Genomic DNA, 22,343 nt, shown 5'->3' with positions numbered 1-22,343 from the left:
TTTGGCGGGCGCCGGTCGAGGCGGAGTGACGTGTCAGGCAGCGTGTCGGGAGGCTTCTGCGCGCAGCTTCTCCGCGGTGCGGCGGGGACTGCGCAGCGCGTCGCGGAAGAAGCGGACGTCGTCCTGCCATGCCTGCTCGCACAGATCGCAGGGCAGGCGAGTCCAGCCGCCGGACGCCGGGTAGTGCACCCACTCGCGGGTGCCGGAGCAAAGTTCGCAGTGGGCACGCCAGAAATTGCAGGCCGGTGACTGGGCGAACCACCCTTCGCTTGCGCAGGAAGGGCACAAGCACTGCACGCCGACTCGTTCTGGCTTTCGAGGCAGGGGTGTACAGCCAGGCATCCGCGGCTGGAAGAACATGTAGTAGGCGTAGCCGCCGAAGTCGACGGCCCGGGCCGCCCAGTCCTTGGCGAGCTGCGCGGCGCTGGGAACGAACATGACCGACTTCCTTTACCTGGTCGGGATGGGCGAAAAGCGGGAGGCATGCCGGAGTACGTCATGGGAAGCAGTGGGCGGCGACGTTGCAGCGCCGGATCGGCGGGTCGCGGAGGCAACGCTGTCCCCTTGGCCGGCCCGGTTATCGCCGGGCCGGCCAAGGGACGGTGCGCCTACATGACCTTCTTGCCGTTCAGCCACTCCGTCACGACCAGGACACCGGCAGGGCCGCCGCGGTCCTTCAGGACGATCACCCGGCGTGCGTCCGCAGCGATGTTTTGGGCAGTGCTGAGCGCCTCCTTCCGGGTGAATTGACGCGGGATCATTCGGCCGTCTTTCTGGACGATGTAGTTCGGCTCGGTGTCTTCACGGCCGCGGTCTCGCGGTGAAACCTCGCACCTCCAGTGCGGATTTGTTGTCCGGCAGGCAAAAGGTGTGTGTCGGCCTAGAGTTCGTGGATCCGTGCCATCGGGCGGGCCGCGGCGCGTGAGCAGGCGGGCTTGTTGTGGGACCGGCCGTCGAACGGCTTGTTGCAGCCGGCGCACGGGCCTACGCCCGCGATGGTGGACTTCACAACCTGCGGCTTGGTCGCCGACGCAACACCGCGGGACACCTTGGTGGCGGTCTTGGTCGCGGCCTTCTTGGCAGGCTCCGTGACGGACTTCTGCACGACCTTCTTCGCGGCTTTTTTGGCTGCCTTCTTGGCCAATTCCTTCATGCCCATGTGGCGTTCTCCCGCTGGTTCGGCTCGCCGGGCTTTCCGGCGAGGGGACGCCCCCGGTGCTTGGGGGCGGAACCAGCAGGGCCGGCGAGCGCGGACCGGCCGGGGCGTCGCGCTCGGCCGTCCGGGTGGGATCGCGCGGCACGTGCGACCGAGCGCAGCGAGGCTCGTCTCACCCGGACGGCTGGGTGTGCGGCGTTTCGGGCGCAGCCGCGGGCGTCGGTCAGCGTCGGTGAGCCCTCAACACGGCGGGGAGTCACAACGCCCGGAACCTCGAGCACCTCCGGCGGGGTCCGCCAGGCTCCCGGGGGCGCGACGCCGCGCCGTGAGGCAGGGCTGGATCAGGCCTTCAGGCCGTTGACGGCGGCTTTGATGAAATCCCGGTTCACCATTTTCGACGCGAGTCCGTAGTGCTTGATGAGTTCTTTCCGAATCGACTCCACGTCAGAATTGATTCGCCGGTACTTGTCGATGAGCTCGACAGCGCGGGTGATGTAGCGGTGCGGGTGATTTCCTCCCGCGATCTGCGCGACTTCTCGTGCTACGTCAGCGGGTTTCTTCATGGCCATTGCTCCGGATCTGCAGGCGTGTCACCGAGATGGGCTTGCTCGGCACCCCGTGGTTGGGGTGATCGCCAGCAGGACTGGCGGCCGCGGACCGGGCGGGGCCTCGTGCTCGGCCGACCGGGGTGGGATCGAGCACCCAGCGCGGCCGGGGCAGGAATCGTCGATCTCACCCGGTCGGCTGAGGCACGTGAGGTATCGGGCGCAGCCGCGGGACGTCGGTCAGCGTCGGCGACCCCAACCCGACGGGTGCCGATGGAAATCCGCCGCTGCAGAAGCCGGGTCAGGACAGACCAATGGCAGGGAGAAACGGAAGTGGGCGGGGCGTGGGCGGAGTGTTCGGTCCTGGAATCGGGACCGAACACTCCGTTCCCTGTCGCGTTGTGTCAGCCGCGCTGGTGGATCGGGTGTTCACGCCCGTCCACCCAGGCGACCCAGGACTCCGGATTGGTCGGCGGGGTGAGCACCCAGCCGCCGGAGGCGATGACCTTTTCGACGGTGTGGCGCACGACGCCGGGACCGTAGGACTCGATGACACGGCGCCCGTTGTCGAGGTCCAGGACGTGGGCGCAGGTACTGCTGTAGTCGATGCGGATCAGGTACCTCCCGCGCTTCGTGGTGGGTTGCTGCCGCGCGGGCGGCTTTTTCGGTGCGGCCATCTGCTCTCCCGAAGACTGCTGGCTCCGATGTGGACAGAGGGCGGCTGAGCAGCCCGGTCCGGTTCGGGCATGGGGGCCGCGTGCGGCCATCGCGTGAGCGACGCCGAAGGCGCATTGCGCGAGCCGGATCGGGCTGCTGCTCTGGCACCCGTCCGCGACGGTCGGCGGTCGGGAAACGTGACCGCATGGCGCGCGCTTGAGGCCGCGGGCCGCGGGGAGACCTGAAGTGATGAGCGAAGCGCCGAATGCAGCCAGGTCCGGCCGAACCTCGGCAGGACCTGGCTGTGACGTCGTCGATCAGAACGACGCCCAAGACTCCCCTGGGGTAAGCGTCGACCAGCCCCGGCAGCAACCGGGCGTCATCCAGGTCGTCGTCATTGCACACGCCGTGGAGGTCGGCGGTCGTGGGCCGGGCCGGCCGTCACCCGGGATGAGCTCGACGTGTTCGGCAGCCGGAGACCAGTGTGGCTCGGTCCCGATGGGGCGTTCCGAAGGATGATCGTGACGGGTAGCGGGTAACCGCCGCTTGTCGCGGCCGTGCAGTCTGGGGCTGCGGACGTGGTTAAGGAACTCACGAGCGTGCTCGTCGACAGGGGCCTGGCCGGGATGCCACGGGGGCGGGGCATCCCGGCCGGACCGAGCCGTCCGCGGTGACCAGACCGGCGGGCGGCTCATTCCGGTGCGCGCGATCTTGTCCGTTCGGGCCGGACCGTGCTGCGCACCCTGGGCGCGTTGGCTACTGCTCGTCGTGGACGGTCCAGCTGGCGATCCGGTAGCGCGATGTCAGCTCTGCTTCGAGTCCGTCGGCGTCTTGGGCCAGGATCAGTGGCTCGAACACGTCCTGGATGCCGTCGGACAACGTGTCCGGATAGCAGTCACCACCGAGAACCGGGCAGTCGGCCAGGACGGACACGGCTGTATAGGTCGGGTTCCGGGAGTGGAAGGCCAGTGCCAAGGCCGGGAACTGGCCGGGGCGGAACTGCAGTTCGACTGCGCCGAGCGGGCCTTCGCAGATCAGCGACGTGCTGAAGCCGTGCCAGTCGAGCGTCCGGAAGGTCAGCTCGGGGTCGTGGTCGCCCGCCGGGGCAAGATCATCGGTGGTCATCGGGAATCCCCTGTTCGGTGAAATGCCTGGACAGGGCCGGGCCCTCAGCGCGCCGGACGGGGGTCCGCAGGACGGCGGGGGTTCCGCCCCCGCAGGGGCGGGTTCATCGGCGCGAAGCCCCCGGCCGGGGTGCTGGTCTCGTGACGTCCAGGCATTGACCGGCCCAGGGTTCCTGGGCGCCGACGCGGCACGGCTCGGCGCGGCAGGGTGCTGCTGTGCCGACCAGCTCGGCCGGCACAGCAGCACCAGCGTCAGTAGGTCGCGAACCCGCCGCCTTCGGCGGCCGCGCGGTCGAGGAAGACGATCCAGCGGTCCCAGTAGTCTCGCTCGATTTCGCTGTCGGCGAGGACCTTCGCCACGATCTCCGGATCGGTGTCGCGGTAGGTGCGCAGGGCACCGGCAATTTCCTCGGGGGTGTTGATCCATCCGTCGTTGGTTCCGGCGATCTTGTGCCACCACATGCGATCCGAGCTGGGGCTGAACCGCAGAACGCGGTCCGTCGCGGCGTGATGGGCCTGGGCCTGGGCGATCACCTCCGGGTGTTCGGTCAGGTAGCGCCACTCCGCGGTTTCGTACTGGGACAGGACCTCGCCGGTGATGGCGGTGAACAGCTCGCCGCGCAGCTGCTCGGAGGGCTCAACCTGCTTCTCCGAGCCGGCGCTGGTCTCGGCTGCCGCGGTGGCGGCGACGGCGACGGCGGACACGGTGGCGGTCCGGTAGGACCGGAGTCCGACCATGATCTGCCCGGCGCGAGATCGGGCCGCGTTCTGCTCGCCGGGGGTCAGGTGGTCCACCTTGCTCAGCAGCGAAGACAGCCTGCGCATGGCGACGTCGGACAGTGCATCCGCCAGGTTCGGGTGGCGCACGATCAGTTCGGTCATGGCCCCCTGGTCGATCTCGTCGGGCAGAGCATGCAAAGCCGGATGCGCGGCGAGGTCGGGGAAATTGGGAGCGCGCGTATCTCCGACCATGTTCAGGTGATCCATGGCCGAGGCGTAGCGGCGCCCGCCGAAGAGGTTGAGCCGAAAGGACCAGACCTGTTCCTGCGACATCGCGTCGTAGGCGTCCTCAACCGCCGCCTGTGCGGCGCGCCAGCGGTCGCTCCCGCCGCAGGGCTTGAGGTCCCGGTCGACTCCTCCTCGTTCGGAGGGGTCTAGGGCATTGCGTGCTTGCGCGGCCAGGCTGAATTGCTGGTGCGCTGTGTCGTACTTCGTGCGTTGCTCGGCGCTCGGCTCATTGATCCAGTAGTAGTCGTAGCCCATGTGGTGCCTCGGATCCTGGTCGGGCGCAGGGACCGGGGTGAGCCCGCCGGTGCCCTTCGCGATCGGCGCCCCGGCATGGCTGTTCCGGGGCGCGACCGGTCAGGCCGGCGGCTGACCGCAGCGGGCAAGGGCGTGCGATCGGCCGGGCGGGTGGCCCGCAGCGCAGCGAGGACCGTCACCCGCCCGGTCGGACAGGGCGGTCCTTGCGTGCGTGGTCGGCGGTGGCCAGGGTCCGCGCGTCCGGAGCGGCGGGCCGCCGCCGTGCAGGGTCCACCGCGATGTCGTGGTGATCTCGTGCCCGCATCGCAGCGGGGGTGACATTGATGGCTCGGTGGCGTGCGAGCGAGCTCGGGCGGCCCTTGTGTCGTCGCGGTCGCCGATGCGTCCCGCGGTCCTGATGGGTGGCGCCTGCTCGACCACAGCTCGCGCTTGCGCTCCAGGCCACGGCCGCTCGCAGGGGAACGGCCGGGGGTTGACCCCTCAGCCGTTCCCGTGACGTCAGTTTTCCTGTTGCTCCTTCAGCTTCTTCACGGCCTTCTTGCGGCCTTCCACCGCGGCCGTCAGGTCCCGCGGTGGCGGCTTGGTCTCGGCGGCGGAGGCGGCCTTGGCTCGTCGGCGGGCCGAGCGCGCGATGAACTCCTCGGTGGTTTCCTCACTCATTGATCTGTCGCTTTCCGTGTGTGCTCGCGCTGATGCGGCATCTGGTCAGTCCGGTCGACGGCGCGACCGGCCTTCCCCGCCGGTTGGTGGGGCGCGATACGGAGCGACCACCAGAGCCCAGACCGGCCGGGGCGGCGCGCTCGTCCGGCCGGAGCGGGATCGCGCAGCGACCGAGCGAAGCGAGGCCCCGTCTCCTCCGGCCGGATCGGGCAGGTGTCGCATCGGGCGCAGCTGGCGCCGGGTGGTCCAGAGTTCGACGCCCCCGCACCCGCGGAAGGGGTCTCGCCGGGACCGGGCGGCCGCAGGAACAGCAAAGCGGTCGGGCTGGACGACCGCCCGGTCCGCCCGTCCTTGCCGTGGTTGACCGTGGCCGCCCGGATCCGAGTGACTCGAGCCTCAGTGCGGCAGGACGAATGACGTCCTGCCGCACCAGGCGCGCGGGTGGGTTCAGAACAGAAGCGGAGGAGTCCAGTTGTCACACCGCGGCGGAGGTCCCCACGGATCAGCGGGTGTCAGGCCCGCCGACAGCGCTGCCAGCACATCGCCATGACACCGATTCGGAGCGCACCAGCATCCGAGGGTCTTGCCGGACAGCTCAGCGAGTGCGGCGACCAGCTCGGGCTGCGCGAGCAGCCACCGCTCGTAGCGGGTGATCACCTGCTCGCGGCTGCCGTCGCGGCCGATCACGAAGGGATTGCCCCACTTCGACGGTCGGCCAATGTAGACGTCGTGCGGCGCACGTTTGCAGTGCACTACCAGCGGGTGTGCCATTCGCGTTCCTTCGCTCTCCTGAGTCCGGCGTCATCCGCCGGGAAACTGCTTCGCCGGCGCGTTCGGCCGAAGGGCCGTCGATCTGAGGCGGAGGAAGTCAGGCCGTGTCGGGGCCTCGCAGGGCGGCGGGGGTTCCGGCTCGCGCGGTTGGGGCCGGGTTCATCGCCGCGCACCCTGACGCGGTGTGATCGAGTTCGAGCAGATCAACGTCCAGGTCGGGCTGCGCCAGCCGAGTTGGGAAGCGGCAACGTCGCCAGGTGTGGCGACGGGGGGTGGCGGATGACCGGGGGCGGCCGGGGTCGAGCAGGGTGCTGAAGCCGAGCCCTGCCACCCTCGGATGGCAGGGCACGGACGTCCTGTGCGGCGGTGGTCAGCTCCGCCCGGGCAGCTTGAGCGCGGCGGCCTGCTGCGGGCAGTAGCTGCGGATGGCCGCCACCGCGATCGCGCTTCCCCAGTCCGGGTAGCGGTCGTCGGAGAGGCTCTTCACGATCGCGGGCAGGGCCGTGCCGCTGTTGAGTGAGGTACAGACTCGCCGTCCGACGGTCACCAGGTCGGTGGAACTGCCCGTCGAGGTGTAGTCGATGTCGGCATTGCGCGTCTCACTCAGGAACACGATGTCGGCGTTGGTCAGTTCGGGACCACCGCCGCGGTTTGCGCCCAGGGCCGAGCAGCTGGTCAGCGCCATAGTGGACGCGATGGCCGCGAGAGCGAGAGCGCGGGGACGAAAGCGGTTGTTCACCGGGAACATCCGGATCGAGGGGTGCGTTGGACGCGCGCGTGCACAGCGGGCTGGGCGGGCACGGGCAGGGTTCGGCGGAGCCGACCGCGTAGCGGTCTGCCTTGCCGGTGCCCCGCCCGGTCTGCTGCCATCCGGCGTCCGCGAACCCGGTTGGCCGGATGTTCCGTCAACCGCCGGCGATGTGGCGCGAGGTCGTCGGCCGGGCGTGCTTGCGCTGATCCGCTCGGGCGAAGCACGCCGTAGAGGTGAAGGTGCGCGGTGCGGAAGGCACAGTCGGCAGGCGGACGTGCGACGTTTCGGCTGCGAGTCGGGCTGGTTTGCCAGGCAGCCCACTGCACGGGCGAAGGCAACGCCACCCGCGGTCAACTGCCTGGCACAGCCGCGATATCTAGGCGTCCGGCTTCGTGTTCTCCAGGGTGACGAACAACTCTCGCAGACTGGCCCGGTCGAGCTTCGGCATGTCGGCCCTCTCGATCGTCCACACCTTGACCGGCCGGCCCTGCGCGTACCTCTTCATGTCCCGCACCTCGGCCGCGGCTGCTGCTCGCGCGTTCTCAACGCTGCGCGCGGCCAGTGCCGACAATGGCCCCTGTTCGCAAATCACCGTGGATTCCCATTTTTTGGCATCGGAGGGGTGCGGGTGGAACACCACGGCGATGCGGACGATTTCTTCGGTCAACGGTCAGGCCTCTCGTACTCACCGAAGGTCTTCTCCTTGCGGCGCGGGGCCCGGGCCTTATCCGGTCGGGACGGCACGGTCAGGGGTGTAGCCGGAGGCCGCGCGAAGCGCGCCCTTGACCGTGCCGTCCCGCTCGGATCGTGTGTGGCCGCGTGTCCAGGGAAGTCTGGCGCGAGTTGCCGACGGGCAGACCGGCGACCGTGTCGATCCCTGAGGGTCAGACTTCCTTTGCGCAACAGGGTTTTGCGGCCGTTGTGAGTAGCGCGATGCATGCCTGCTATCCGGATCTGCGGGGTGGCCCAGCGGAGTGGCGAGGTGCTTTCAGCAGTCGAGGAGGCCGCCAAGGACATGACCGGAGCGCGGACACGCCGCCGGACGGGCTGCTGCGCTTTTCGCATTCACGCACGCCGACATGGTCTGGGGTCGTGCCCGCGCTCCGGTCAGCAGTTGGCGCCGCCGAGGTCCCGCGGTTTGGAGGTAGGCCGCGGGTCCGGCGCTGGTGAGTGCCGGGCCCGCGGCCGGAATCGGCTAGCCGGTCTTCATTTCGATCTGGTGCCACCAGCGGACTTCCACGAGTGCGCCGTCGATGGAGGGGAACACAGATACTCGTTCGTCACCGAAAGAGCTGCTGGTGATTTCAACCCCGACGCGGGCGGCTGTGTCAGCCGTCCAGAAGCGGGTGGGAAAGGTCAGGCTGATCGAGCCGTCGTTTCCCGCCGCAACACCACGTGCTTCCATGTGTTCGTACAGCTGGAACAACAGCCACTGCAGTTCGGTGAGCTTGACCTGGAATGCGTTGGTGGCGTGCTCGGTGAACCCGCCGCGCAGGCCGTGTTCCTGGATCACGCAAAGCCGGTCACGGTGGTAGAGGCGCTGTATCAGCGCGTCGGCGCCGATGAAGATCGCCGCGTAGATGGCGAACGGGATCAGCACGTTGAGCCAGTTGATCCAGTTCCAGTCCAGGATGTTCAGCAGTGTTTCAGATCCGACCGGTGGGGATCCGCTGATCAGCGGTGCGATGTGCTTCACACGTGTCTCCTGTAGACGGTGGAATGGGGCCGCTCGCCCGCGGGCGAGCGCGTCACTGGGAGACCGGGTGCCGTCGGTGAGGCCGAGCGTTCCGTGCTCGGCCGACCGATGTGAGATCGCGCGGCACGTGCGACCGAGCGCAGCGAGGCTGGTCTCACTCGCGTCGGCTGCGGCGCTGGAACGCTCGGGCGATCGCGGCGCCGGTCTACGGTGTGACGCCCGCCCCGGTGGTGGACCGGGGCGGGCTGCGGCGTCAGGGCTTGCGGTGTACGGCGCGGATGTCGCGAACGACCTCGGCGATCTCGTGCTGCTGCAGCCCGGCCACGACGGCTTCGCACTGCTGCATCAGGCGAGTGATGATCTCCGCGTCACCGAGACGCAGGTTGATGTCGGTGACGACAAAGGCCACCAGCTTGATCAGGTTCGACTCGCAGATGCGCCGGTGCCGCGGCGCGAGTTCGTCTGCGATGGCCATTGGCTTCATGCGCGGTTGGCCAGGTTCTTCACGGCTGCTTCGATGAACGGCAACTGCGTGAACGGCGCACGGCTGGAGAGGGTCTTGGTCAGCTGCGCCTGGATGTGTTCGGGGGACGGGTTGGCCGTGCGGTGATGGTCGATCAGCCTGACGGCGCTGACAACGTCTTTGAGACGTCGATCAGGCGCCATGTGGTGAAGTTGTTGTGCCACGTACTCGGCTTTGTCCATGTGCCGGCTCCCGGTTGCGGTCCTCGCCAGCTGGCCTGGCGATGCGGTCCCCCGGTGTTGGGGGCGGAGCCGGCAAGACCGGCGGTGGCGGACCGGCCAGGATCGCGCGCTCGTCCGACCGGGGTGGGATCGCGCGCAGCGCGACCGAGCGCAGCGAGGCTGGTCTCCCCCGGTCGGCCGGGCTGGTGGGATCTTGGGCGCAGCCGCGGCCGCCGGTCAGCATGGGTGAGCCCTCGACGCGTGGGGCTGCTCCGTCCGGGACGTCTCGATGAGCGTCCCGGTCCGGGCGGCATCAGCTGGGGTGCGGCCACACACCAGACCGGACAGGTGTTGCCCCCGGGACCGCGGGAAGCTGGGCCCCGCGGTCCCGGGGCTGAGGTCACGGATTGTCCAATGGCTCGGGCGGCGGGGTCGACCGGCCGAGATCCTCATTGAACAGTGAGTGTGGAATGTGGCCGTAGTTGTCTACCGGGCTGGCGTTGCCGTGGTTCCCGCGTGCCCACCAGTAGTGCAGCGCGAAGTCCAGGTGCAGATCGTGGGGATTGCGCGTGTATTCGGCGGCGGGTTTCGGGTTCGGCCAGCGATCGTCATTGAACGCGCGCCGTCCGTCGTTCCAGGCCTGCATCCATGCGATGATCGGCGGTTCTTCCGCCGAAATCTCGACAGGCAGGGAAGGTTGGGAGTCAGGGGTGCTGCTGTGCGGGGCGAGCAGATTGCCGATGTTCTCCAGCGCGATGGTGGCCGGAACGTCGTCTCGGGTCCAGGCCGTGACCTGCTCGCGGATGCTCAGCACGAGCCGTTCGGGGTCGTGGAGTGGGTCGTGGGTGTTCATCGTCGTGTCCTTCCGGACTCGAGTTGCGGGGTCATGTCCAGTGCGGCTCGCCGGCGGGTCTGCCGCCGGCGAGCCGCGAGAGTCAGGCGTGCACGGGGATGGCCTCGTCAAGCACCTCGATGCCCCAGGGGGCGCGCTCCCAGTCAGGAAGGGTCCGATAGCGATAGGTTTCGCCGAAGGGCCCGGTGACCAGCACGGCGAGGTCAGGGTGGCGTTCGAGGATCGCGGTGTGCAGCGCGGTCGTCAGCTCGTGGACTTCGCTGTCGTGCCAGCCTGGGTGTTCGCAGGTCTGGTAGTCGAAGCAGGACACGGCCTTGAGCACCACGATCGGGTCGAGGCTGGCCTCGGTGGTGCGCAGGAGGTAGTCGGGCGACCGGGTTTCCTTGCCGTAGCGGTAGTCGACGGACGTGTGGTTTTCCTGCCAGAGCTTCTGCCCCAGGGCGCGGAAGCCTCGGGCGCCGAGGTCGGGGGCGACGACGCCGTACTGCGCCAGCGCGTTGACGAGCACATCGATGTGCCCGCTGGAGACAATCCATGCGGACATGCGAAGACCTTCCTGTATAGGAAAAGGGGCTGTGCGGCGCCGGTCTCGCTCGGCGGCGCTGTCGCCGGTCGCGTCCGGCGCCGAGAGGTGGTCAAGCCACGCGTTTCGGCTTGACCACCGGAGGGGACGGGCGCACGGTGCGGGCGGCCGCCGAGCGGGACCGGGCTGCGCGAGCACGGTGATCAGCAGCCCGCTGGCCGGGTCCTTTGCGTTACAGGTAGGTACCGCACACGCATTCGCAGTAGTGCTGGCGGTCGAGCGGAGCGATGTAGCAGCGGTGGATGCTGTCGCTCACTGCCGGGCAGGAGATCCTGCGGCTGGTGCGCTCACACCGGTGTTCTGTAGTACGGGCCAGGTGCAGTAGCTGGCCGGCGGCACCAGCCCGGGTGTCCTGCACTGGAAGGCCGCGTCCGTCGGCAGCACAGTAGGAGCCCCAGTCGCCCCAGGCGAAGCGCACGACGTTTCCCAGCAGGTGTCGTCCGAGGAAGACCTCGTACGAGTCCGGCGGCTGAGAAGCGGCTAGAGCGGTCAAGGTGGTGAAGATCGGCCGATAGAACACGTGTCGGGGGTCCCGCACCACTGGGCCGTCGCGATGGCCCGGGGGCCGGTTCGCACGGACGAGCTCGTGCAGTGTCGCGAGGCTGTCGAGGTTGTGCTTCACGTGTGGCTCTCCTTCGCGGTGACGCGGGCGGTCTGCTCGGCGCAGGCCGGGTTGAATCAGCGCTGTTTTCGCGGCTTCGCGACGAGAAGTAGGTGTCCACAGTGGACCTTGCCTTGAGTGCCGCAAGTTCATCGCCTGATAACGGACTTGCGTGCTCCCCTCCTCGTGCGAGGAGGGGAGCACAGCACCGCGCTCAGGCGGTGTGGATGGCGGCGAGAATTCCGCGCGCGCGGTCGACTTCGGCGTCGGGAAGGCCGGCCTTGCCGAGACGGGCGAGCAGGTCGTTGCACGTCTTCGCGTTGCCGCTGGCCGCGGCCGCGCAGAGCTTTACTGCGATGCGCTCGAGGTTCTTTTCCTGGCCGCTGCTGAATCCGGCCAGCTGGATCTGGACAGTCGGGGTTGCGCTCGCAGCGGTGTGGCTGATGATGACCGAAGGCTTGCCGGTGTTGCTCGGGCGGGTTGGGTCGGCGAAGTCGTAGGTGGACATGACTGGGCTCCTTGGGGGCTCGGGCGACGGCGGGGAGGTTGATCGCGCTCTCACGCGGCGGTGCTGCGATCGACGAAGAGCGCCGGTCGGTCCGGCGGGCGCGCCGAGCACGCCCGCCGGATCCAGTTCGGCGTCAGGAGCGCTTGCGGGAGCCCTTCGTCCGCGGGTTGGTCGCCTTGAGGTAGGCCTGGATGACCTTGTTGCTCAGGCGACCCACCGAAGCGACGGTGTAGCCGTTCGCGCCGGCCCAGGCACGGACCTGGCCCTTGAGGTCCTCCGGCTGGGACTGCGCCGACGCGGGTACTTCGGACACGGACTTGGGCGAGGTCTTGCGCCCGCCGACCCGGCGTCCGGCGCTGGCGTACTTCAGCAGCAGTTCTTCGAGGTAAGCGAGGTTGTCGGCGTCGAGGTCGATCTCGTAGTGGACGCCGTCCAGCGCGAACTTCTTGGTCGCGACCGCGGGGTTGCCGCTGATGTCGTCGACGGTGATGACGGTTTCCTTTGTCGCCATGGGCCGGTGGCTCCTTCTGGTGTGCAGGTGTTGCTGACGGCCTCGGCCTGAGCACGGCGTTCGGGGGTCCGCAGGACGGCGCGGCGAGGAGTGGGCGTTCGTTCGGGTGTGATCGCGCGGAGCGCGACCCCGCAGGGGCGTGTCTCACCGGAACGGACGTGCGTGGAACGCTGCGCCGCTCGCCCCCGGGCGTTGTGCTGGGCTTGTGGCGTCAGCAGCACCCGTCACCAGCAGCGCCGGCGGATCCGCCAAAGCCGAGCTGTCGACCTGCGGTAGGCGGGAAGGGCGGCGGGACTCGCAGCCCGCGCCGATCGGTGCCGCGCCGAGGCGCTGGACGGAGGTTCTGCCGGACACTTTCGTCGAGCGAGCGCGGGAACGAAAGGGGCAGACTGCCCGGTATGAGCACTTCCGCGAACTCCCGCAATCACAATGCTCGGCCTGGCTACCAGTTGCACGACGCCATTGACCTGCTCGGCTGGGAAGACCAGAGCATCTGGGGCTGGGACGAGGGCACCAGCAGCTTCTTCGCCCAGCTTTGGCGCAACGGGTCAAGCTCTGAAGCACCGGAGATCTGGCTAACCGGCGCCCGCAAGCCCTATCCGTGGCCAGGCTGTATCGCACTGGACATCGTGGAACTCATCGAGGCAGACCCGCTGGCCGTCGTCCAGGCACTGGGCATCGCCGATCCCGAGCCGGCGCTGCGCAGTGAGGACGACATCGCCCGGCACGCCGATCAGCTGACATCGCTCAACGACCGAAGCGAGTACATCGGTGGCCAGCTCGCCGCACTGACCTGGACACGAGGACAGTCTGAGCTCACCCTGAGCACCCGCGCGCCGTGGGACCAAGGCAGGCCGAGCGCGGCGCGCGCCGACGCAGAGCATCATCTGATCACCGGGCGCGTCTACCTCGGCGGAGATCCGGTTCACGGCGGCAGCTTCTTTAACGGGGCCGACGAAGCGCTGTGGTGGACACTCGGCCGCTGATGCCCGTCCTGCTCGGCATCTTCGATGCGAATTTCATGCGGGCGAGGGCGCGGGCAATCCACAGTTTTTCGGTGCCGTTCATGGACGACTACTCGGGTTCCCTTCGTTCATTGCGACGCCGTAGTTCGGCAAGCGTGAGGGGACGCACGACACCGTCGCGCTGCTCCTTGAGGATCGCGACATCGCCGAACTCGGCACGGAACTCGTCCTCACGTCGCTCGTAGTCAGCGAACCGATCAGGATGACGTTCCAGCAGGCGCAGCCAGTGCGCCTGTCCTCCGCGCACACAGCAGCCCGCGCAATTCGCGTGGGCGAATCCTTCGTCGTATGCGGCCGGCGGGGTCAGGCCGAGGGACCGCGCCTCAGCCAGCATCGCGGCCTTGGTCAAACCCGGCTCGTTGGTCAGCGGGAACTCCACATGCCAGGGCGCCCAGCCCTTGCGAATGCCGGGTATCCGCCGGGTTTCCCCGGCATCGATCCCGACGTACAAGGTGGTTGCGTCAGGATCGGCGTGCTCGTCGAGCCAGCGACGGGCGGGTTGCTGCTTGAGAATTTTGGAGCAGGGCGCGAGACGCGCGTTGCCGAGGAACCGTGCGTGCCAGTAGACCTCGAACGGGGTGCGGCCGTCAGTTACGCGCACAAGTCGCGCGCCGAGCTGCTCGGCTGACTCGGTCAGGAAGGCGTAGAGGCTGTCTTCCTCGATCAGTGTGTCGCAGAACAAGAGGATCATGTCGTGGGTGCCGTGCTTGGCGGCGACGCGCTGAGCGGTGGCCCAGCTGCCGATTCCGCCGCTGGCCTGGATGACGTGCATGAGAGCGAGGTCCTTTCGAGGCGGGGCGACGCCGAGGCGCGAAGTCGGACCGACGGTCGCCGCCGGCGCCGGACGACCTCCGTTGGAACGGGTCCGGCACCGGCGGACGTAGCGGTGGGAGTCAGCTCTGAATGCCGGGCGTCGGTCCGGTGCTGCCGGGTGTGTCTTCCGGTGCGAGATAGACGTCGGTGCCCCAGGTGCGGCAGGTGACGTTGAGCGCTTCCCACGGGTTGGCGCGGAGGAATCCGTTGCCGGCCAGGGCGGCGTCGGCGGCCGTGGTGTCAGCGAGGTTGCCGTCGTCGTCGACCTCGGTGACACAGGCCGGGGTGATAGTCACGTCCGCTCCGTCGGGACCGGCTCCGAGCGCGGTGATTTTGCCGCTGGCCGGATCCCAGCGTGTGTTGTAAGGCTGCGGTTCGACCGCGTCGTCGGTCGGCATCGCCGCGATCGCCTCGGACCACGGGACTCCGAGTGCGGCCCGCCGGTCGCCGGGACTCATCTGGTCCAGTTCGAGGACTTCCCGTGCGGTGAACACGGCATCCCCGTCATGGTCGGTGCTCGCGACGAACCGTCCCAGGCCCGGGACGTAGCGGCAGAAGGAGCCGAGCCACTCGTCGGTCGAATCCTCGTAAACGGTGAAGGACACCTCGGGGGCGGTGTCGATCAGGTCGTCCGCCAGGTCGAGCAGATCTCCCGGTGAGCAGAGGTCGGGAGTGCACGTCAGTCCAATGAGGAGTGTCCTGCGCTCGACGTGTTCGCGGTGGATCAGGCCGCGGTCCTCGAGAATCGTGGCGACGGAGCGCACGCGGTGCGGCGGGCAGGAGTGGATGGTCAGGCTTGCGGATGCGTCTCCCACGGTCATCGGCTCCCTAGGTCTCGGGTTCGGCGTGAGCTCGCCCAGCTGGTGCCGGGCGGAGCGCGGCCCGAGACGCCCCAGAGACAGGGAGGTGGCAAGCCGACGCCTTTCCGGCTTGCCACCTCGACGAGGCTCTGGGGCAGCGTGGGCCAGGCGCCCGACGGCACCGGCTGCCGTGGCCAGCGACGCGATGTCCTGAACAGCGCCCCAGAGAAGAGACCTATGTGAACTTCCGGCATTTCAACACGGCCTCATAGCAGTTGGCGGTGTGCTTGTGCCGGTACTTCGGGCAGTCCTGCGGAATGCAGCGACTGGTGTGGGTGTGAGCCTTGAGCGTGCAATGCTGATGCGCGTCATAGCATTTTTCGTTGTGAGAGTGAGCCAATCGTCCGTCCACTTCGGTCGCGCTGGAGTTGGAACGGGCGCGCCGGAGCATGGTGGATGGGGGCCGCAGGGCGGGCAAGCGTGCCACGCTCGTCCGTCCGGGGTGGGATCGCGCGCAGCGCGACCGAGCGGAGCGAGGCTGGTCTCCCCTGGACGGCCGGGCGTGATGCGCTTGCCGCGAACCCCCATCCATCGTGCTGGGGTAACCGGTTCCGTCTCTGGCGCCGAAGTGGTGGTTCGAAGGATCGAAGCGACGGGAATTGCTTGGCTTCTCGGTGCCGACCGGTGTCACGGCCGGATGCCGCGCAGGCGACCACCCGGGTCACCTGCCAGCGGCCGATGCGACGGTGGTGCGGCTACGGGAGGTCGTACACGGTAGTGGCGATGCCTCGGGCCGTCAGTGTGTTGTCGATGACGGGAGTGATCTGGTCCCAGGTTCCGCCGGCGAGTCCGGATCCGATGCGGGGCATGTGCACGCTCGCGTCCAGCTCGGCCGCCTGGGCGGCGAGGACGGCCAGGCACTCCTCGAGTGCGTCATAGCGCAGCGGCACCGGGTTGCTGCTGGTGCGGTAGCCACGCTGGGCGACCATGTTCGCGACCCACGTGTCCGGCTCCACCTGCACCAGCTGAACAGCTCCGAGCCGGAAGCCGGCGGTTCGGCTCCAGGTTCGGTACTCGCGCTCGGGCTGCGGCCAGCGCCGTGACACCGCGACGACGAATCCTCTCCCCCAGCCGCCCCGGTCGTTGCAGACGTGGCTGATCACCTTGTTCCCTGAGGCGTCCGGACGGGTGGCGTCCCCGGTGGCGTACTGCAGCGTCATCAGGCGATCCTCTCAGGATTCAGTCGGCTGTCGGCTGGCGGGTGCCTAGAGCCGGAAGTGTCCGGCCGACGTCGACTCGGCACCTCCGGCGGCTCGGCGGACTGCGTGCGGTCCGCCCCGTGCTAGCGGGGTCCGGGTAGAGCGGCCGCGTAGTCGAAGGCGCCTTTGTCGATGTCGATGGGGCCGCCGTCCATCGCGACCGGGATGACACCTCGACCGGCCAGGAGCCCGGCTTCCTCGGGGTCGGCCGCGTAGTCCCAGCCTTCGGCATGGCGGGCTTCGGCGCGGACATGCTCGTGGCCGAACTCGCAGGTGTGGCCGCGGTCGTCGGGCAGATCCCAGGCAAGCCCGCCGCATTCGAGCGTGTAGATCTCGCCGTCCTCAGGATGCATGTGGGGCACGAGCCAGTCGCAGGTCCAGGTGCGCTCGGCCGTGCAGCAGGCGCGGACGGCGTCGATCGTCGCGTGGATGGCAGGGCGTCCATCGAGGTGACCAGCTCGGTTTCCGCAGGTGATCGGCATCCGGCTCTCCTGTTCGGGTGATTGGGTGCGGGGACGCTCATGGTTCGAGCGGAGCCCGCTCCCGGCGCGGAAAGGGTGGGCCGCAGGCCCATCGCGTGCGACGCCGAAGGCGCCCTTGAAGCGCCGGGAGAGGATCCGCTGACGTCGGTGCGTCCTCGCGGCAGCACCCGCAAAGGCGGACGGCAGGAGGTCCCGCCTCGTCAAGCGGGCCATGACCGCGGCCGCGCTCGGGTTCGTAGCGCGGGGCGACAAGGAGTGCCCGTCCTCGTCCGGCTGCCGGAATGCCGAGGTGCGGCTGGGCATCATCGCGGAGAACCAGGGTGCCCGCCGCTGTCGGCGCCATGCTGCGACGGGCTGAAGGCCGGTGTCGTAGGATCGTCGCCGCTCGTTCCCCGCGGACGCGGGGCTGGTTCAATTCCGCCCACGCGAACGGGAACAAGATGGATCGTCAGACTTTCGATGCCTTCATGACCTCTGTCGGGGCCCAATCCGCAGGACTCCCGCGCCGCCCTCGCCGATGCGCGGCGTCTCGGCCACGTGCAGTTCGACGACCACCTGGCGGCAAGGGCCTCGGATAGCGAGCCAGCGACCTATGTGACCCAGCACCTGCTGGCGTTCTGGGACGACCAGAGCCGCCAGCATCTCGGCGATGTCCTCATCGGGTGGCTGGAAACGCAGGACTCGGCCGGCGACGCCGCGAGCAAGTGGAAAATTCTTCAACGCAGGCTCGGTTATCCGGTCAAGCTGGCGGACTTGATCGAGAGGTTCCGCGATCCGAACGGCCGGGAGATCGTCGTTGACGCACGGCTGGAGAACGCCCTGGCGCACCTGCGCAGCGCCCGTGGTCATGAGGGCGCCGACTTCCTCAATCGGCTCTACGCGAGCACAGTCGTTCGTGCCCTGTCGCGGTGAGCGGATCACGGCGACACAGCGGAGCAGGGCATTTCCGGGAGGCCCGTCCGGGAGTCGAACCCGGTGGACGACGGCTTTGCAGGCCGCCTCACGACCGTCATGACACGGGCCGGAGTCAGCATGGGCTGACCGGTTGTCGCGCGCCGTGGTGCCGACCCACGTCGGCCGGGCTTATGAGGCCCAGCTGGTTGCCGAACCGCGCGCGTCGTCGTCGCGGGGCGCCCGAGACGAGAATGGGGTGACCGACCGGACTCGCACCGGCTTCGCCTGGAGCCACAATCCAGGGCCTCGTCTTCTTCGGCCTCGGTCACAGTCGTCCCGCCAGGGTTTGAACCTGGGGCCTTCCGCATGTCGCGCGGATGCTCTGCCAACTGAGCTACAGGACGTCGTCACCGTGTCGGTGACGGATGGGGCTGTACGCGTACCAGGACTCGAACCTGGGGCTTCCCCGGTGTGGGCGGGGCGCTCTCGCCGCTGAGCTACACGCGTTCGGCCACCTGTGGGTGGCGTAGTGGAGAACGAGGGTGTCGAACCCTCCACGACGATCTTGCAAGGATCGTCTGCGCACCGGCGCGTCCCCCGTTGTGCGGTCGAGGCCGGCAGGTGACTGCCCGGGTTTCGGGCAGCCACCTGTCGTCGGTCACCGTGTCAGAACGGCCACTTCGTGTCGTGGCCTGCTTCCAGCAGCGGGATCATCGCGAAGCCCTGGTCGGTCAGGCCTGCGAAGGTGTGGCGGTTGCGGCCGCCGCTGGGTGCGTGGCCGTACTTGTATCCGGCGAGGTTCCAGGTGTAGAGCGGTGTGGAGGCCGGGAGCACGTGCCCCACGTCGCCGTAGCTGGCCTGTTCGTCGGTCAGGATCACCACTCGGTCGTGGTCGCGGAAGTGGGTCCGCAGCGCGCCTTCGGTGTCGGTGCCGCCGCCGAGGAAGAATCCGCCTGCGTCCCATCGCTCGACTGCCTTCAGCAGCGACTCGGCCTGCCGGAGGTCGAACACCTTTGTGGCGGTGCGGCTCCAGGCGCCGCTGGAGAACGACACGATGTCTGCCGACGCGCAGCGGCTGCCGAGTGCGAGCCCGAAGACCGCTGCCGCGTCCCATCGCGCGAGGGTGCCGTCCTTGCTGAACACCTCCTGCATCGAGCTGGAGGTGTCGACCAGGATCAGGGTCTTGCCGTCCAGCCGCGGAACGTTGGCCAGCGAGTGGCCGATTGCCTGCTCGAGCGCCCAACCCCAGCGCAGCGACGGCGCCGAGCGGTAGGCGGAGAGAAACCGCATCGGGAACATCTGCGACTTCGCGACCTGTTCCGGGTCGGCCAGTCGGTCCCCGATCTGCTTGGCGACGGCGTCGGAAACTCCAGCGTTGTCGAAGTTGCGCAGGTTGCGCGCGAGGGCCATCAGCCCCATTGACGGGATGATTGCCTCCCATGCTGCCGCGTCCATCGGGCCCTGCAGCCAGCCGGCCAGCGATTCCCAGGTCATGCCCGCGGCGCGCAGCAGGTCCGGGTTCTCCAAGACCGTGCGGCGCTCGTCGACCGGCATGTCCAGCAGTGCCTGGCGTCGTGTCAGCAGCGGCAGCGACGTCGGCGCCGGCATGTCGGGCTGGTGCGGCTTCTTGACGATGTAGCCGAATAGGTCGTGCTGCCAGTCGCCGCGGATGTGCTGGGCGCTGCCCTTGCGGTCGCCGGGATGGGTCAGGTTCAGCAGGTCGGCGAACCGGTACCCGCGGCCTTCGGAGTCCCACTTGACGTAGTTGAACTCGGTGCCCAGGCGCAGGATGGCGTCCGCAACGCCGCGCTTGACCGGCATCGGGAAGGCTCGCCCGTACATCTCAGCCCAGTACGCGAGCAGCTCGCCGGGTTCGTCCGCGCGCTGCAGCACCGATGCGATGACCGACCGGTTGGTGACGGACTCGCTGGCCTCGCCGAGGTCCAGGCGTGCCTTGACGAATTCCGCCGCACCGACGATGGAAGCGGTGCGCATGTTCGCGTCCTGCCGCAGCCAGCGCAGGAACCGGGCGGTCCAGTCGGCGTCGTTCGCCGCCGCTGCCCGGATGAGCTCCGCGTAGCGCGTGTCGCGGTTGTCGGCGGACTCGTAGAAGGTGTGCTCACCGACCATGTTGCTGACCGCGAGCACAAAGAGTTCGGACTGCAGGGCACGGGCATAGCCCGCGGCGCCTTCAAAGGTGAGGCCACTCGGCGACGTCTCCGAGGTGATGGGTGAGGTCGCGGCCGGGCGGGTCCGGGGCGTGTTGAACTTCGACATGCTGGCTCTCTCGGGTCGAGGGAGCCGACAGACAGGTTCAGACGAGGCCCGAGATCACAGCGGCGAAGGTGCTTGTATTGAGCCGCTCTGCCAGTTGAGCTACCAGACCGCAGCCTGGACGGGACTCGAACCCGTAACCCGCTCATGGCGTGAAGTAACCCTCGCCTTCGCAGCGGGCCTCGTCTGAACGTGTCGCGACTCCCGAGATCAAGTCGCCCTACGGTGTTGGATTTCCAATGCGGGGAAGTAACCGTGGGGCTTCGCAACGGGAGTTGCATGTCCACTCCGGACCGCAGCCTCCGGCGGCGGATTCGGTTGCGGGAGGGGGAGCTTCCGCGTCCGGTCCGTCGCTGTCGGCCTTCCTCGTCGGTGGTCTGGCGTGTGGACGGGCGCAGCCCAGCAGGCCGGGGGAAGGTCCGCGCTCGCGCGGATCGGCGGGGGTTCCGGCTCGTTCACCTGGGGTGTGATCGCCGGAGGCGACCCCGAAGGGGCTTGTCTCACCCAGGTGGACGGGCGCGGGTTCATCGTCGACGTGCCTGTCCCGGTCTGCTGCCGTCCGGCGTCCACATCCAGGCCGCCGTGCAGGAAGCCGTCTGACGGGTCCGACGTGGGACTCCGCCTGCCGGGCGTCCACAGCCGCTACAGGTGTGTGCTCCCCCGCCAGGGCTCGAACCTGGTGCCTCCCGGGTAACAACCGGGTGTGCAACCTCTTACACCTCAAGGGAATGGGCTACGAGCCCCCGGCAGGAGTCGAACCTGCGTCTCCGGCTTCGGACACCGGTGTCGTGCTCCGTTGGACCACGAGGGCGAGATCGTGCGCGGTGGGCCGCCAGGGACTCGAACCCTGAACCCGTCGCTTAAAAGGCGACTGCTCTGCGCTGTTGAGCTAGCGGCCCGAGTGCCGGCGCGCGGTTGGGCACGTCGGTGGAGTAGGTCGCCGGGGACTCGAACCCCGTACCCGTCGCTTAAGAGGCGACTGCTCTGCCTGTTGAGCTAGCGACCTGCGGAGGATGCAGGAGTTGAACCTGCGCGGCGCTCATCACGCCGACCACCGTTTTCGAGACGGCTGCCTTACCGGACTCGGCCAATCCTCCAGGCACGGCAACGGGATTCCGTTGTCGTGGTTGTCGAGGTGTCAGGAGTCGAACCTGATCCGGCGCTTCATCAGAGCGCTGCACAGACCGCCATGCTCCACCTCGTTGTCGTGCGCGGAGGGCGCGCGATTCGAACGCGCGCCGGGATGTTCGGTCCCGGACCACGGGTTAGCAGCCCGGTGCCTTGCCTGGCTCGGCCAGCCCTCCAAGTTTGTGTGCCCCTGGCAGGAGTTGAACCTGCAAACCCGTTGCGGGCGCGCGGGTTTGGGCCGCGTGCGTCTGCCAGTTCCGCCACAGGGGCCTTGCTGCCAGTCGAGGGTTCGAACCTCGGTCGGTCAGAGCGCGGTGTCCGTGCCAGCTGGACCAACGGGCATCAGAGGTTTGTGTTGTCGGCTCCCGGTCCAGGGATCGAACCTGGGCTGGCGGATCCAAAGTCCGTCGTGCTGCCGATTACACCAACCGGGAATGTGGTGCCCCTACCAGGATTTGAACCTGGACTGGACGCGTTCTGAGCGCGTTGCCTCTGCCGTTGGGCTACAGGGGCGTCGTCGCACCGGCCGCTACGGCGACCGGATGCGACCACGAGCCTCTTCCGGGACTCGAACCCGGTCCTCCCGTTTACGAGACGGGTGCTCTGTCCTGCTGAGCTGAAGAGGCATGGTGGTGAACGTGCGGCTCCGGGGAGTCGAACCCCGACTGTGCTGGCTCTCGACCAGGTGCCTCTGCCAGTTGGGCTAGAGCCGCGGGACAGAAAGTGCCTTTGAGGCGATGTTGCCCGGCGTGCCGAAGCTCTGGTCGACCATGAGTGGCTCCCCAGGGACTTGAACCCTGATCCCCGGAATTTCACGCCGGAGCTCTGCCGCTTGAGCTAAAGAGCCGAGTGTGGAAGTTCTGTTGGAGCTGGAGCACCGTGCCCGAAGGCAGGCCCTCCACCCCGAGGGGGTCACCCTCGGGACCCGGTGACGAGCCGGGACCCCTCGCGTAGCGCGTGCGGGGATCGAACCCGCGTCTTCGGCGTGAGAAGCCGGTGTCCGTGCCAACTGGACCAACGCGCCATGGGGAAGCCGCCTTCACGGCGGCGATCGTGGTCGGGTACCCGCGAGTCGAACGCGGTGACTCCTGATCCCAAATCAGGTGGGGTCGCCAGTGCCCCTCGCACCCGGTGATCGCCGTGACGCAGCGGCTGCGTTGTCACGGCGTTCGTGTTCGGTGGCCCGGCTTCGGGCTGTCGAACCTGCGCTCACGACGGGACTCGAACCCGCGATCGACTCCTGGACAGGGAGTTGCCGTTGCCGCTGGGCCACGTGAGCTTGAAATTGCCGGCGTGCTCGGTGAG

26 protein-coding genes and 19 tRNA genes are annotated in these 22,343 nt (G+C 68.4%); 2 read left to right on the top strand and 43 right to left on the bottom strand.

Going from position 1 to position 22,343, the window contains the following annotated elements:
- Positions 1-33 precede the first annotated feature (33 nt).
- The 19 genes from BMY97_RS41230 to BMY97_RS41150 form a co-directional block, all read right to left on the bottom strand.
- Entirely contained in the window at positions 34-438 is a 405-nt protein-coding gene (locus tag BMY97_RS41230) for a hypothetical protein (protein ID WP_091628502.1), read from the bottom strand.
- Between the two features lie 170 nt (positions 439-608).
- Complete coding sequence (locus BMY97_RS47530; protein WP_177231786.1) at positions 609-761, bottom strand: hypothetical protein; 153 nt, start codon at positions 759-761, stop codon at positions 609-611.
- Positions 762-880: 119 nt separating this feature from the next.
- The gene (locus BMY97_RS41225; protein ID WP_091628501.1) at positions 881-1,159 is read right to left on the bottom strand and encodes a hypothetical protein; all 279 of its coding nucleotides are present in this window, start codon (positions 1,157-1,159) and stop codon (positions 881-883) included.
- A gap of 338 nt (positions 1,160-1,497) precedes the next feature.
- Complete coding sequence (locus BMY97_RS41220; RefSeq protein WP_091628499.1) at positions 1,498-1,719, bottom strand: hypothetical protein; 222 nt, start codon at positions 1,717-1,719, stop codon at positions 1,498-1,500.
- Between the two features lie 386 nt (positions 1,720-2,105).
- Positions 2,106-2,378 (bottom strand): hypothetical protein, encoded by a 273-nt coding sequence (locus tag BMY97_RS41215; RefSeq protein WP_091628498.1) that lies wholly within the window; start codon positions 2,376-2,378, stop codon positions 2,106-2,108.
- A gap of 736 nt (positions 2,379-3,114) precedes the next feature.
- A complete protein-coding gene (locus tag BMY97_RS41210; protein ID WP_091628496.1) occupies positions 3,115-3,483 on the bottom strand; it encodes a hypothetical protein in 369 nt (122 codons plus the stop codon).
- A 251-nt stretch (positions 3,484-3,734) separates the two neighbouring features.
- Positions 3,735-4,745, bottom strand: coding sequence for a hypothetical protein (locus BMY97_RS41205; protein WP_091628495.1), 1,011 nt, complete (start codon positions 4,743-4,745; stop codon positions 3,735-3,737).
- A gap of 498 nt (positions 4,746-5,243) precedes the next feature.
- The gene (locus tag BMY97_RS47525; protein WP_177231785.1) at positions 5,244-5,405 is read right to left on the bottom strand and encodes a hypothetical protein; all 162 of its coding nucleotides are present in this window, start codon (positions 5,403-5,405) and stop codon (positions 5,244-5,246) included.
- A 447-nt stretch (positions 5,406-5,852) separates the two neighbouring features.
- A complete protein-coding gene (locus tag BMY97_RS41200) occupies positions 5,853-6,176 on the bottom strand; it encodes a DUF4326 domain-containing protein (RefSeq protein WP_091628493.1) in 324 nt (107 codons plus the stop codon).
- A 370-nt stretch (positions 6,177-6,546) separates the two neighbouring features.
- Positions 6,547-6,861, bottom strand: a complete 315-nt coding sequence (locus tag BMY97_RS41195; protein WP_177231784.1) for a DUF732 domain-containing protein — start codon at positions 6,859-6,861, stop codon at positions 6,547-6,549.
- 442 nt (positions 6,862-7,303) lie between these two features.
- Positions 7,304-7,594 (bottom strand): hypothetical protein, encoded by a 291-nt coding sequence (locus BMY97_RS41190; RefSeq protein WP_091628490.1) that lies wholly within the window; start codon positions 7,592-7,594, stop codon positions 7,304-7,306.
- Between the two features lie 528 nt (positions 7,595-8,122).
- Positions 8,123-8,623 carry a hypothetical protein gene (locus BMY97_RS41185; RefSeq protein WP_091628489.1) on the bottom strand — a complete coding sequence of 167 codons (501 nt, stop codon included), beginning with the start codon at positions 8,621-8,623 and terminating at the stop codon, positions 8,123-8,125.
- A gap of 253 nt (positions 8,624-8,876) precedes the next feature.
- Positions 8,877-9,098 carry a hypothetical protein gene (locus BMY97_RS41180; RefSeq protein WP_091628487.1) on the bottom strand — a complete coding sequence of 74 codons (222 nt, stop codon included), beginning with the start codon at positions 9,096-9,098 and terminating at the stop codon, positions 8,877-8,879.
- Between the two features lie 5 nt (positions 9,099-9,103).
- The gene (locus tag BMY97_RS41175; RefSeq protein ID WP_091628485.1) at positions 9,104-9,328 is read right to left on the bottom strand and encodes a hypothetical protein; all 225 of its coding nucleotides are present in this window, start codon (positions 9,326-9,328) and stop codon (positions 9,104-9,106) included.
- A gap of 379 nt (positions 9,329-9,707) precedes the next feature.
- Entirely contained in the window at positions 9,708-10,160 is a 453-nt protein-coding gene (locus BMY97_RS41170) for a hypothetical protein (protein ID WP_091628484.1), read from the bottom strand.
- Positions 10,161-10,242: 82 nt separating this feature from the next.
- Complete coding sequence (locus tag BMY97_RS41165) at positions 10,243-10,704, bottom strand: hypothetical protein (protein ID WP_091628482.1); 462 nt, start codon at positions 10,702-10,704, stop codon at positions 10,243-10,245.
- A 211-nt stretch (positions 10,705-10,915) separates the two neighbouring features.
- Positions 10,916-11,365: a hypothetical protein gene (locus tag BMY97_RS41160; RefSeq protein ID WP_091628481.1), complete on the bottom strand. Its 450-nt coding sequence runs from the start codon at positions 11,363-11,365 to the stop codon at positions 10,916-10,918.
- A gap of 193 nt (positions 11,366-11,558) precedes the next feature.
- Positions 11,559-11,852 carry a hypothetical protein gene (locus BMY97_RS41155; protein WP_091628479.1) on the bottom strand — a complete coding sequence of 98 codons (294 nt, stop codon included), beginning with the start codon at positions 11,850-11,852 and terminating at the stop codon, positions 11,559-11,561.
- Positions 11,853-11,985: 133 nt separating this feature from the next.
- Complete coding sequence (locus BMY97_RS41150) at positions 11,986-12,363, bottom strand: histone-like nucleoid-structuring protein Lsr2 (RefSeq protein WP_091628478.1); 378 nt, start codon at positions 12,361-12,363, stop codon at positions 11,986-11,988.
- A gap of 398 nt (positions 12,364-12,761) precedes the next feature.
- On the opposite strand from BMY97_RS41150, the gene BMY97_RS41145 reads away from it, so the two are divergent.
- Positions 12,762-13,349 carry a hypothetical protein gene (locus BMY97_RS41145; RefSeq protein ID WP_143086441.1) on the top strand — a complete coding sequence of 196 codons (588 nt, stop codon included), beginning with the start codon at positions 12,762-12,764 and terminating at the stop codon, positions 13,347-13,349.
- An 88-nt stretch (positions 13,350-13,437) separates the two neighbouring features.
- On the opposite strand, the gene BMY97_RS41140 is transcribed toward BMY97_RS41145, so the two are convergent.
- The 4 genes from BMY97_RS41140 to BMY97_RS46555 form a co-directional block, all read right to left on the bottom strand.
- Positions 13,438-14,160, bottom strand: a complete 723-nt coding sequence (locus BMY97_RS41140; RefSeq protein ID WP_091628474.1) for an adenine nucleotide alpha hydrolase family protein — start codon at positions 14,158-14,160, stop codon at positions 13,438-13,440.
- 121 nt (positions 14,161-14,281) lie between these two features.
- Complete coding sequence (locus BMY97_RS41135) at positions 14,282-14,965, bottom strand: hypothetical protein (RefSeq protein WP_143086440.1); 684 nt, start codon at positions 14,963-14,965, stop codon at positions 14,282-14,284.
- A 791-nt stretch (positions 14,966-15,756) separates the two neighbouring features.
- Positions 15,757-16,221 (bottom strand): macro domain-containing protein, encoded by a 465-nt coding sequence (locus tag BMY97_RS41130; RefSeq protein WP_177231783.1) that lies wholly within the window; start codon positions 16,219-16,221, stop codon positions 15,757-15,759.
- A 122-nt stretch (positions 16,222-16,343) separates the two neighbouring features.
- Positions 16,344-16,742, bottom strand: coding sequence for a hypothetical protein (locus BMY97_RS46555; RefSeq protein WP_143086439.1), 399 nt, complete (start codon positions 16,740-16,742; stop codon positions 16,344-16,346).
- A 537-nt stretch (positions 16,743-17,279) separates the two neighbouring features.
- Here BMY97_RS46555 and BMY97_RS41120 point away from each other — a divergent pair.
- A complete protein-coding gene (locus tag BMY97_RS41120; RefSeq protein ID WP_091628465.1) occupies positions 17,280-17,654 on the top strand; it encodes a hypothetical protein in 375 nt (124 codons plus the stop codon).
- Positions 17,655-17,693: 39 nt separating this feature from the next.
- On the opposite strand, the gene BMY97_RS47520 is transcribed toward BMY97_RS41120, so the two are convergent.
- The 20 genes from BMY97_RS47520 to BMY97_RS41040 form a co-directional block, all read right to left on the bottom strand.
- A tRNA-Cys gene (locus BMY97_RS47520) sits at positions 17,694-17,765 on the bottom strand.
- 202 nt (positions 17,766-17,967) lie between these two features.
- A tRNA-Val gene (locus tag BMY97_RS41115) sits at positions 17,968-18,040 on the bottom strand.
- 30 nt (positions 18,041-18,070) lie between these two features.
- A tRNA-Val gene (locus tag BMY97_RS41110) sits at positions 18,071-18,143 on the bottom strand.
- 159 nt (positions 18,144-18,302) lie between these two features.
- Positions 18,303-19,913, bottom strand: coding sequence for a TROVE domain-containing protein (locus BMY97_RS41105; RefSeq protein WP_091628463.1), 1,611 nt, complete (start codon positions 19,911-19,913; stop codon positions 18,303-18,305).
- 652 nt (positions 19,914-20,565) lie between these two features.
- Positions 20,566-20,638: transfer RNA gene (locus BMY97_RS47515), tRNA-Asn, on the bottom strand.
- A gap of 10 nt (positions 20,639-20,648) precedes the next feature.
- Positions 20,649-20,721 (bottom strand) — tRNA-Arg (locus BMY97_RS41100).
- Positions 20,722-20,735: 14 nt separating this feature from the next.
- Positions 20,736-20,809, bottom strand: a tRNA-Lys gene (locus BMY97_RS41095).
- 34 nt (positions 20,810-20,843) lie between these two features.
- Positions 20,844-20,916: transfer RNA gene (locus BMY97_RS41090), tRNA-Lys, on the bottom strand.
- Between the two features lies 1 nt (position 20,917).
- A tRNA-Ser gene (locus tag BMY97_RS41085) sits at positions 20,918-21,007 on the bottom strand.
- Between the two features lie 115 nt (positions 21,008-21,122).
- Positions 21,123-21,214: transfer RNA gene (locus BMY97_RS41080), tRNA-Ser, on the bottom strand.
- Between the two features lie 9 nt (positions 21,215-21,223).
- A tRNA-Leu gene (locus BMY97_RS41075) sits at positions 21,224-21,308 on the bottom strand.
- A gap of 4 nt (positions 21,309-21,312) precedes the next feature.
- Positions 21,313-21,380, bottom strand: a tRNA-Gln gene (locus BMY97_RS47510).
- Between the two features lie 20 nt (positions 21,381-21,400).
- Positions 21,401-21,472, bottom strand: a tRNA-Gln gene (locus BMY97_RS41070).
- Between the two features lie 3 nt (positions 21,473-21,475).
- A tRNA-Leu gene (locus tag BMY97_RS41065) sits at positions 21,476-21,551 on the bottom strand.
- A gap of 40 nt (positions 21,552-21,591) precedes the next feature.
- Positions 21,592-21,664 (bottom strand) — tRNA-Thr (locus tag BMY97_RS41060).
- A 13-nt stretch (positions 21,665-21,677) separates the two neighbouring features.
- Positions 21,678-21,751, bottom strand: a tRNA-Leu gene (locus BMY97_RS41055).
- A gap of 62 nt (positions 21,752-21,813) precedes the next feature.
- Positions 21,814-21,885, bottom strand: a tRNA-Phe gene (locus BMY97_RS41050).
- Between the two features lie 104 nt (positions 21,886-21,989).
- Positions 21,990-22,062 (bottom strand) — tRNA-Glu (locus BMY97_RS41045).
- Positions 22,063-22,092: 30 nt separating this feature from the next.
- Positions 22,093-22,169, bottom strand: a tRNA-Pro gene (locus tag BMY97_RS47505).
- 75 nt (positions 22,170-22,244) lie between these two features.
- Positions 22,245-22,317, bottom strand: a tRNA-Asp gene (locus BMY97_RS41040).
- Positions 22,318-22,343 lie beyond the last annotated feature (26 nt).

This window comes from Amycolatopsis saalfeldensis (genome assembly GCF_900110575.1).
Taxonomy (GTDB): Bacteria; Actinomycetota; Actinomycetes; order Mycobacteriales; family Pseudonocardiaceae; genus Amycolatopsis; species Amycolatopsis saalfeldensis.
Note: the sequence above shows the minus strand (reverse complement) of the source record. Positions and strands in the feature narration are given on the sequence as shown.

Bases quoted from the DNA above. Each gene is read 5' to 3' on its own strand.
- BMY97_RS41205 (WP_091628495.1), bottom strand. From the start codon at position 4,745: ATGGGCTACGACTACTACTGGATCAATGAGCCGAGCGCCGAGCAACGC.
- BMY97_RS41215 (WP_091628498.1), bottom strand. From the start codon at position 2,378: ATGGCCGCACCGAAAAAGCCGCCCGCGCGGCAGCAACCCACCACGAAG.
- BMY97_RS41210 (WP_091628496.1), bottom strand. From the start codon at position 3,483: ATGACCACCGATGATCTTGCCCCGGCGGGCGACCACGACCCCGAGCTG.
- BMY97_RS41175 (WP_091628485.1), bottom strand. From the start codon at position 9,328: ATGGACAAAGCCGAGTACGTGGCACAACAACTTCACCACATGGCGCCT.
- BMY97_RS41220 (WP_091628499.1), bottom strand. From the start codon at position 1,719: ATGAAGAAACCCGCTGACGTAGCACGAGAAGTCGCGCAGATCGCGGGA.
- BMY97_RS41195 (WP_177231784.1), bottom strand. From the start codon at position 6,861: ATGGCGCTGACCAGCTGCTCGGCCCTGGGCGCAAACCGCGGCGGTGGT.
- BMY97_RS41230 (WP_091628502.1), bottom strand. From the start codon at position 438: ATGTTCGTTCCCAGCGCCGCGCAGCTCGCCAAGGACTGGGCGGCCCGG.
- BMY97_RS47525 (WP_177231785.1), bottom strand. From the start codon at position 5,405: ATGAGTGAGGAAACCACCGAGGAGTTCATCGCGCGCTCGGCCCGCCGA.
- BMY97_RS41180 (WP_091628487.1), bottom strand. From the start codon at position 9,098: ATGGCCATCGCAGACGAACTCGCGCCGCGGCACCGGCGCATCTGCGAG.
- BMY97_RS41150 (WP_091628478.1), bottom strand. From the start codon at position 12,363: ATGGCGACAAAGGAAACCGTCATCACCGTCGACGACATCAGCGGCAAC.
- BMY97_RS41165 (WP_091628482.1), bottom strand. From the start codon at position 10,704: ATGTCCGCATGGATTGTCTCCAGCGGGCACATCGATGTGCTCGTCAAC.
- BMY97_RS41105 (WP_091628463.1), bottom strand. From the start codon at position 19,913: ATGTCGAAGTTCAACACGCCCCGGACCCGCCCGGCCGCGACCTCACCC.
- BMY97_RS47530 (WP_177231786.1), bottom strand. From the start codon at position 761: ATGATCCCGCGTCAATTCACCCGGAAGGAGGCGCTCAGCACTGCCCAA.
- BMY97_RS41130 (WP_177231783.1), bottom strand. From the start codon at position 16,221: ATGACGCTGCAGTACGCCACCGGGGACGCCACCCGTCCGGACGCCTCA.
- BMY97_RS41225 (WP_091628501.1), bottom strand. From the start codon at position 1,159: ATGGGCATGAAGGAATTGGCCAAGAAGGCAGCCAAAAAAGCCGCGAAG.
- BMY97_RS41170 (WP_091628484.1), bottom strand. From the start codon at position 10,160: ATGAACACCCACGACCCACTCCACGACCCCGAACGGCTCGTGCTGAGC.
- BMY97_RS41155 (WP_091628479.1), bottom strand. From the start codon at position 11,852: ATGTCCACCTACGACTTCGCCGACCCAACCCGCCCGAGCAACACCGGC.
- BMY97_RS41140 (WP_091628474.1), bottom strand. From the start codon at position 14,160: ATGCACGTCATCCAGGCCAGCGGCGGAATCGGCAGCTGGGCCACCGCT.
- BMY97_RS41200 (WP_091628493.1), bottom strand. From the start codon at position 6,176: ATGGCACACCCGCTGGTAGTGCACTGCAAACGTGCGCCGCACGACGTC.
- BMY97_RS41145 (WP_143086441.1), top strand. From the start codon at position 12,762: ATGAGCACTTCCGCGAACTCCCGCAATCACAATGCTCGGCCTGGCTAC.
- BMY97_RS46555 (WP_143086439.1), bottom strand. From the start codon at position 16,742: ATGCCGATCACCTGCGGAAACCGAGCTGGTCACCTCGATGGACGCCCT.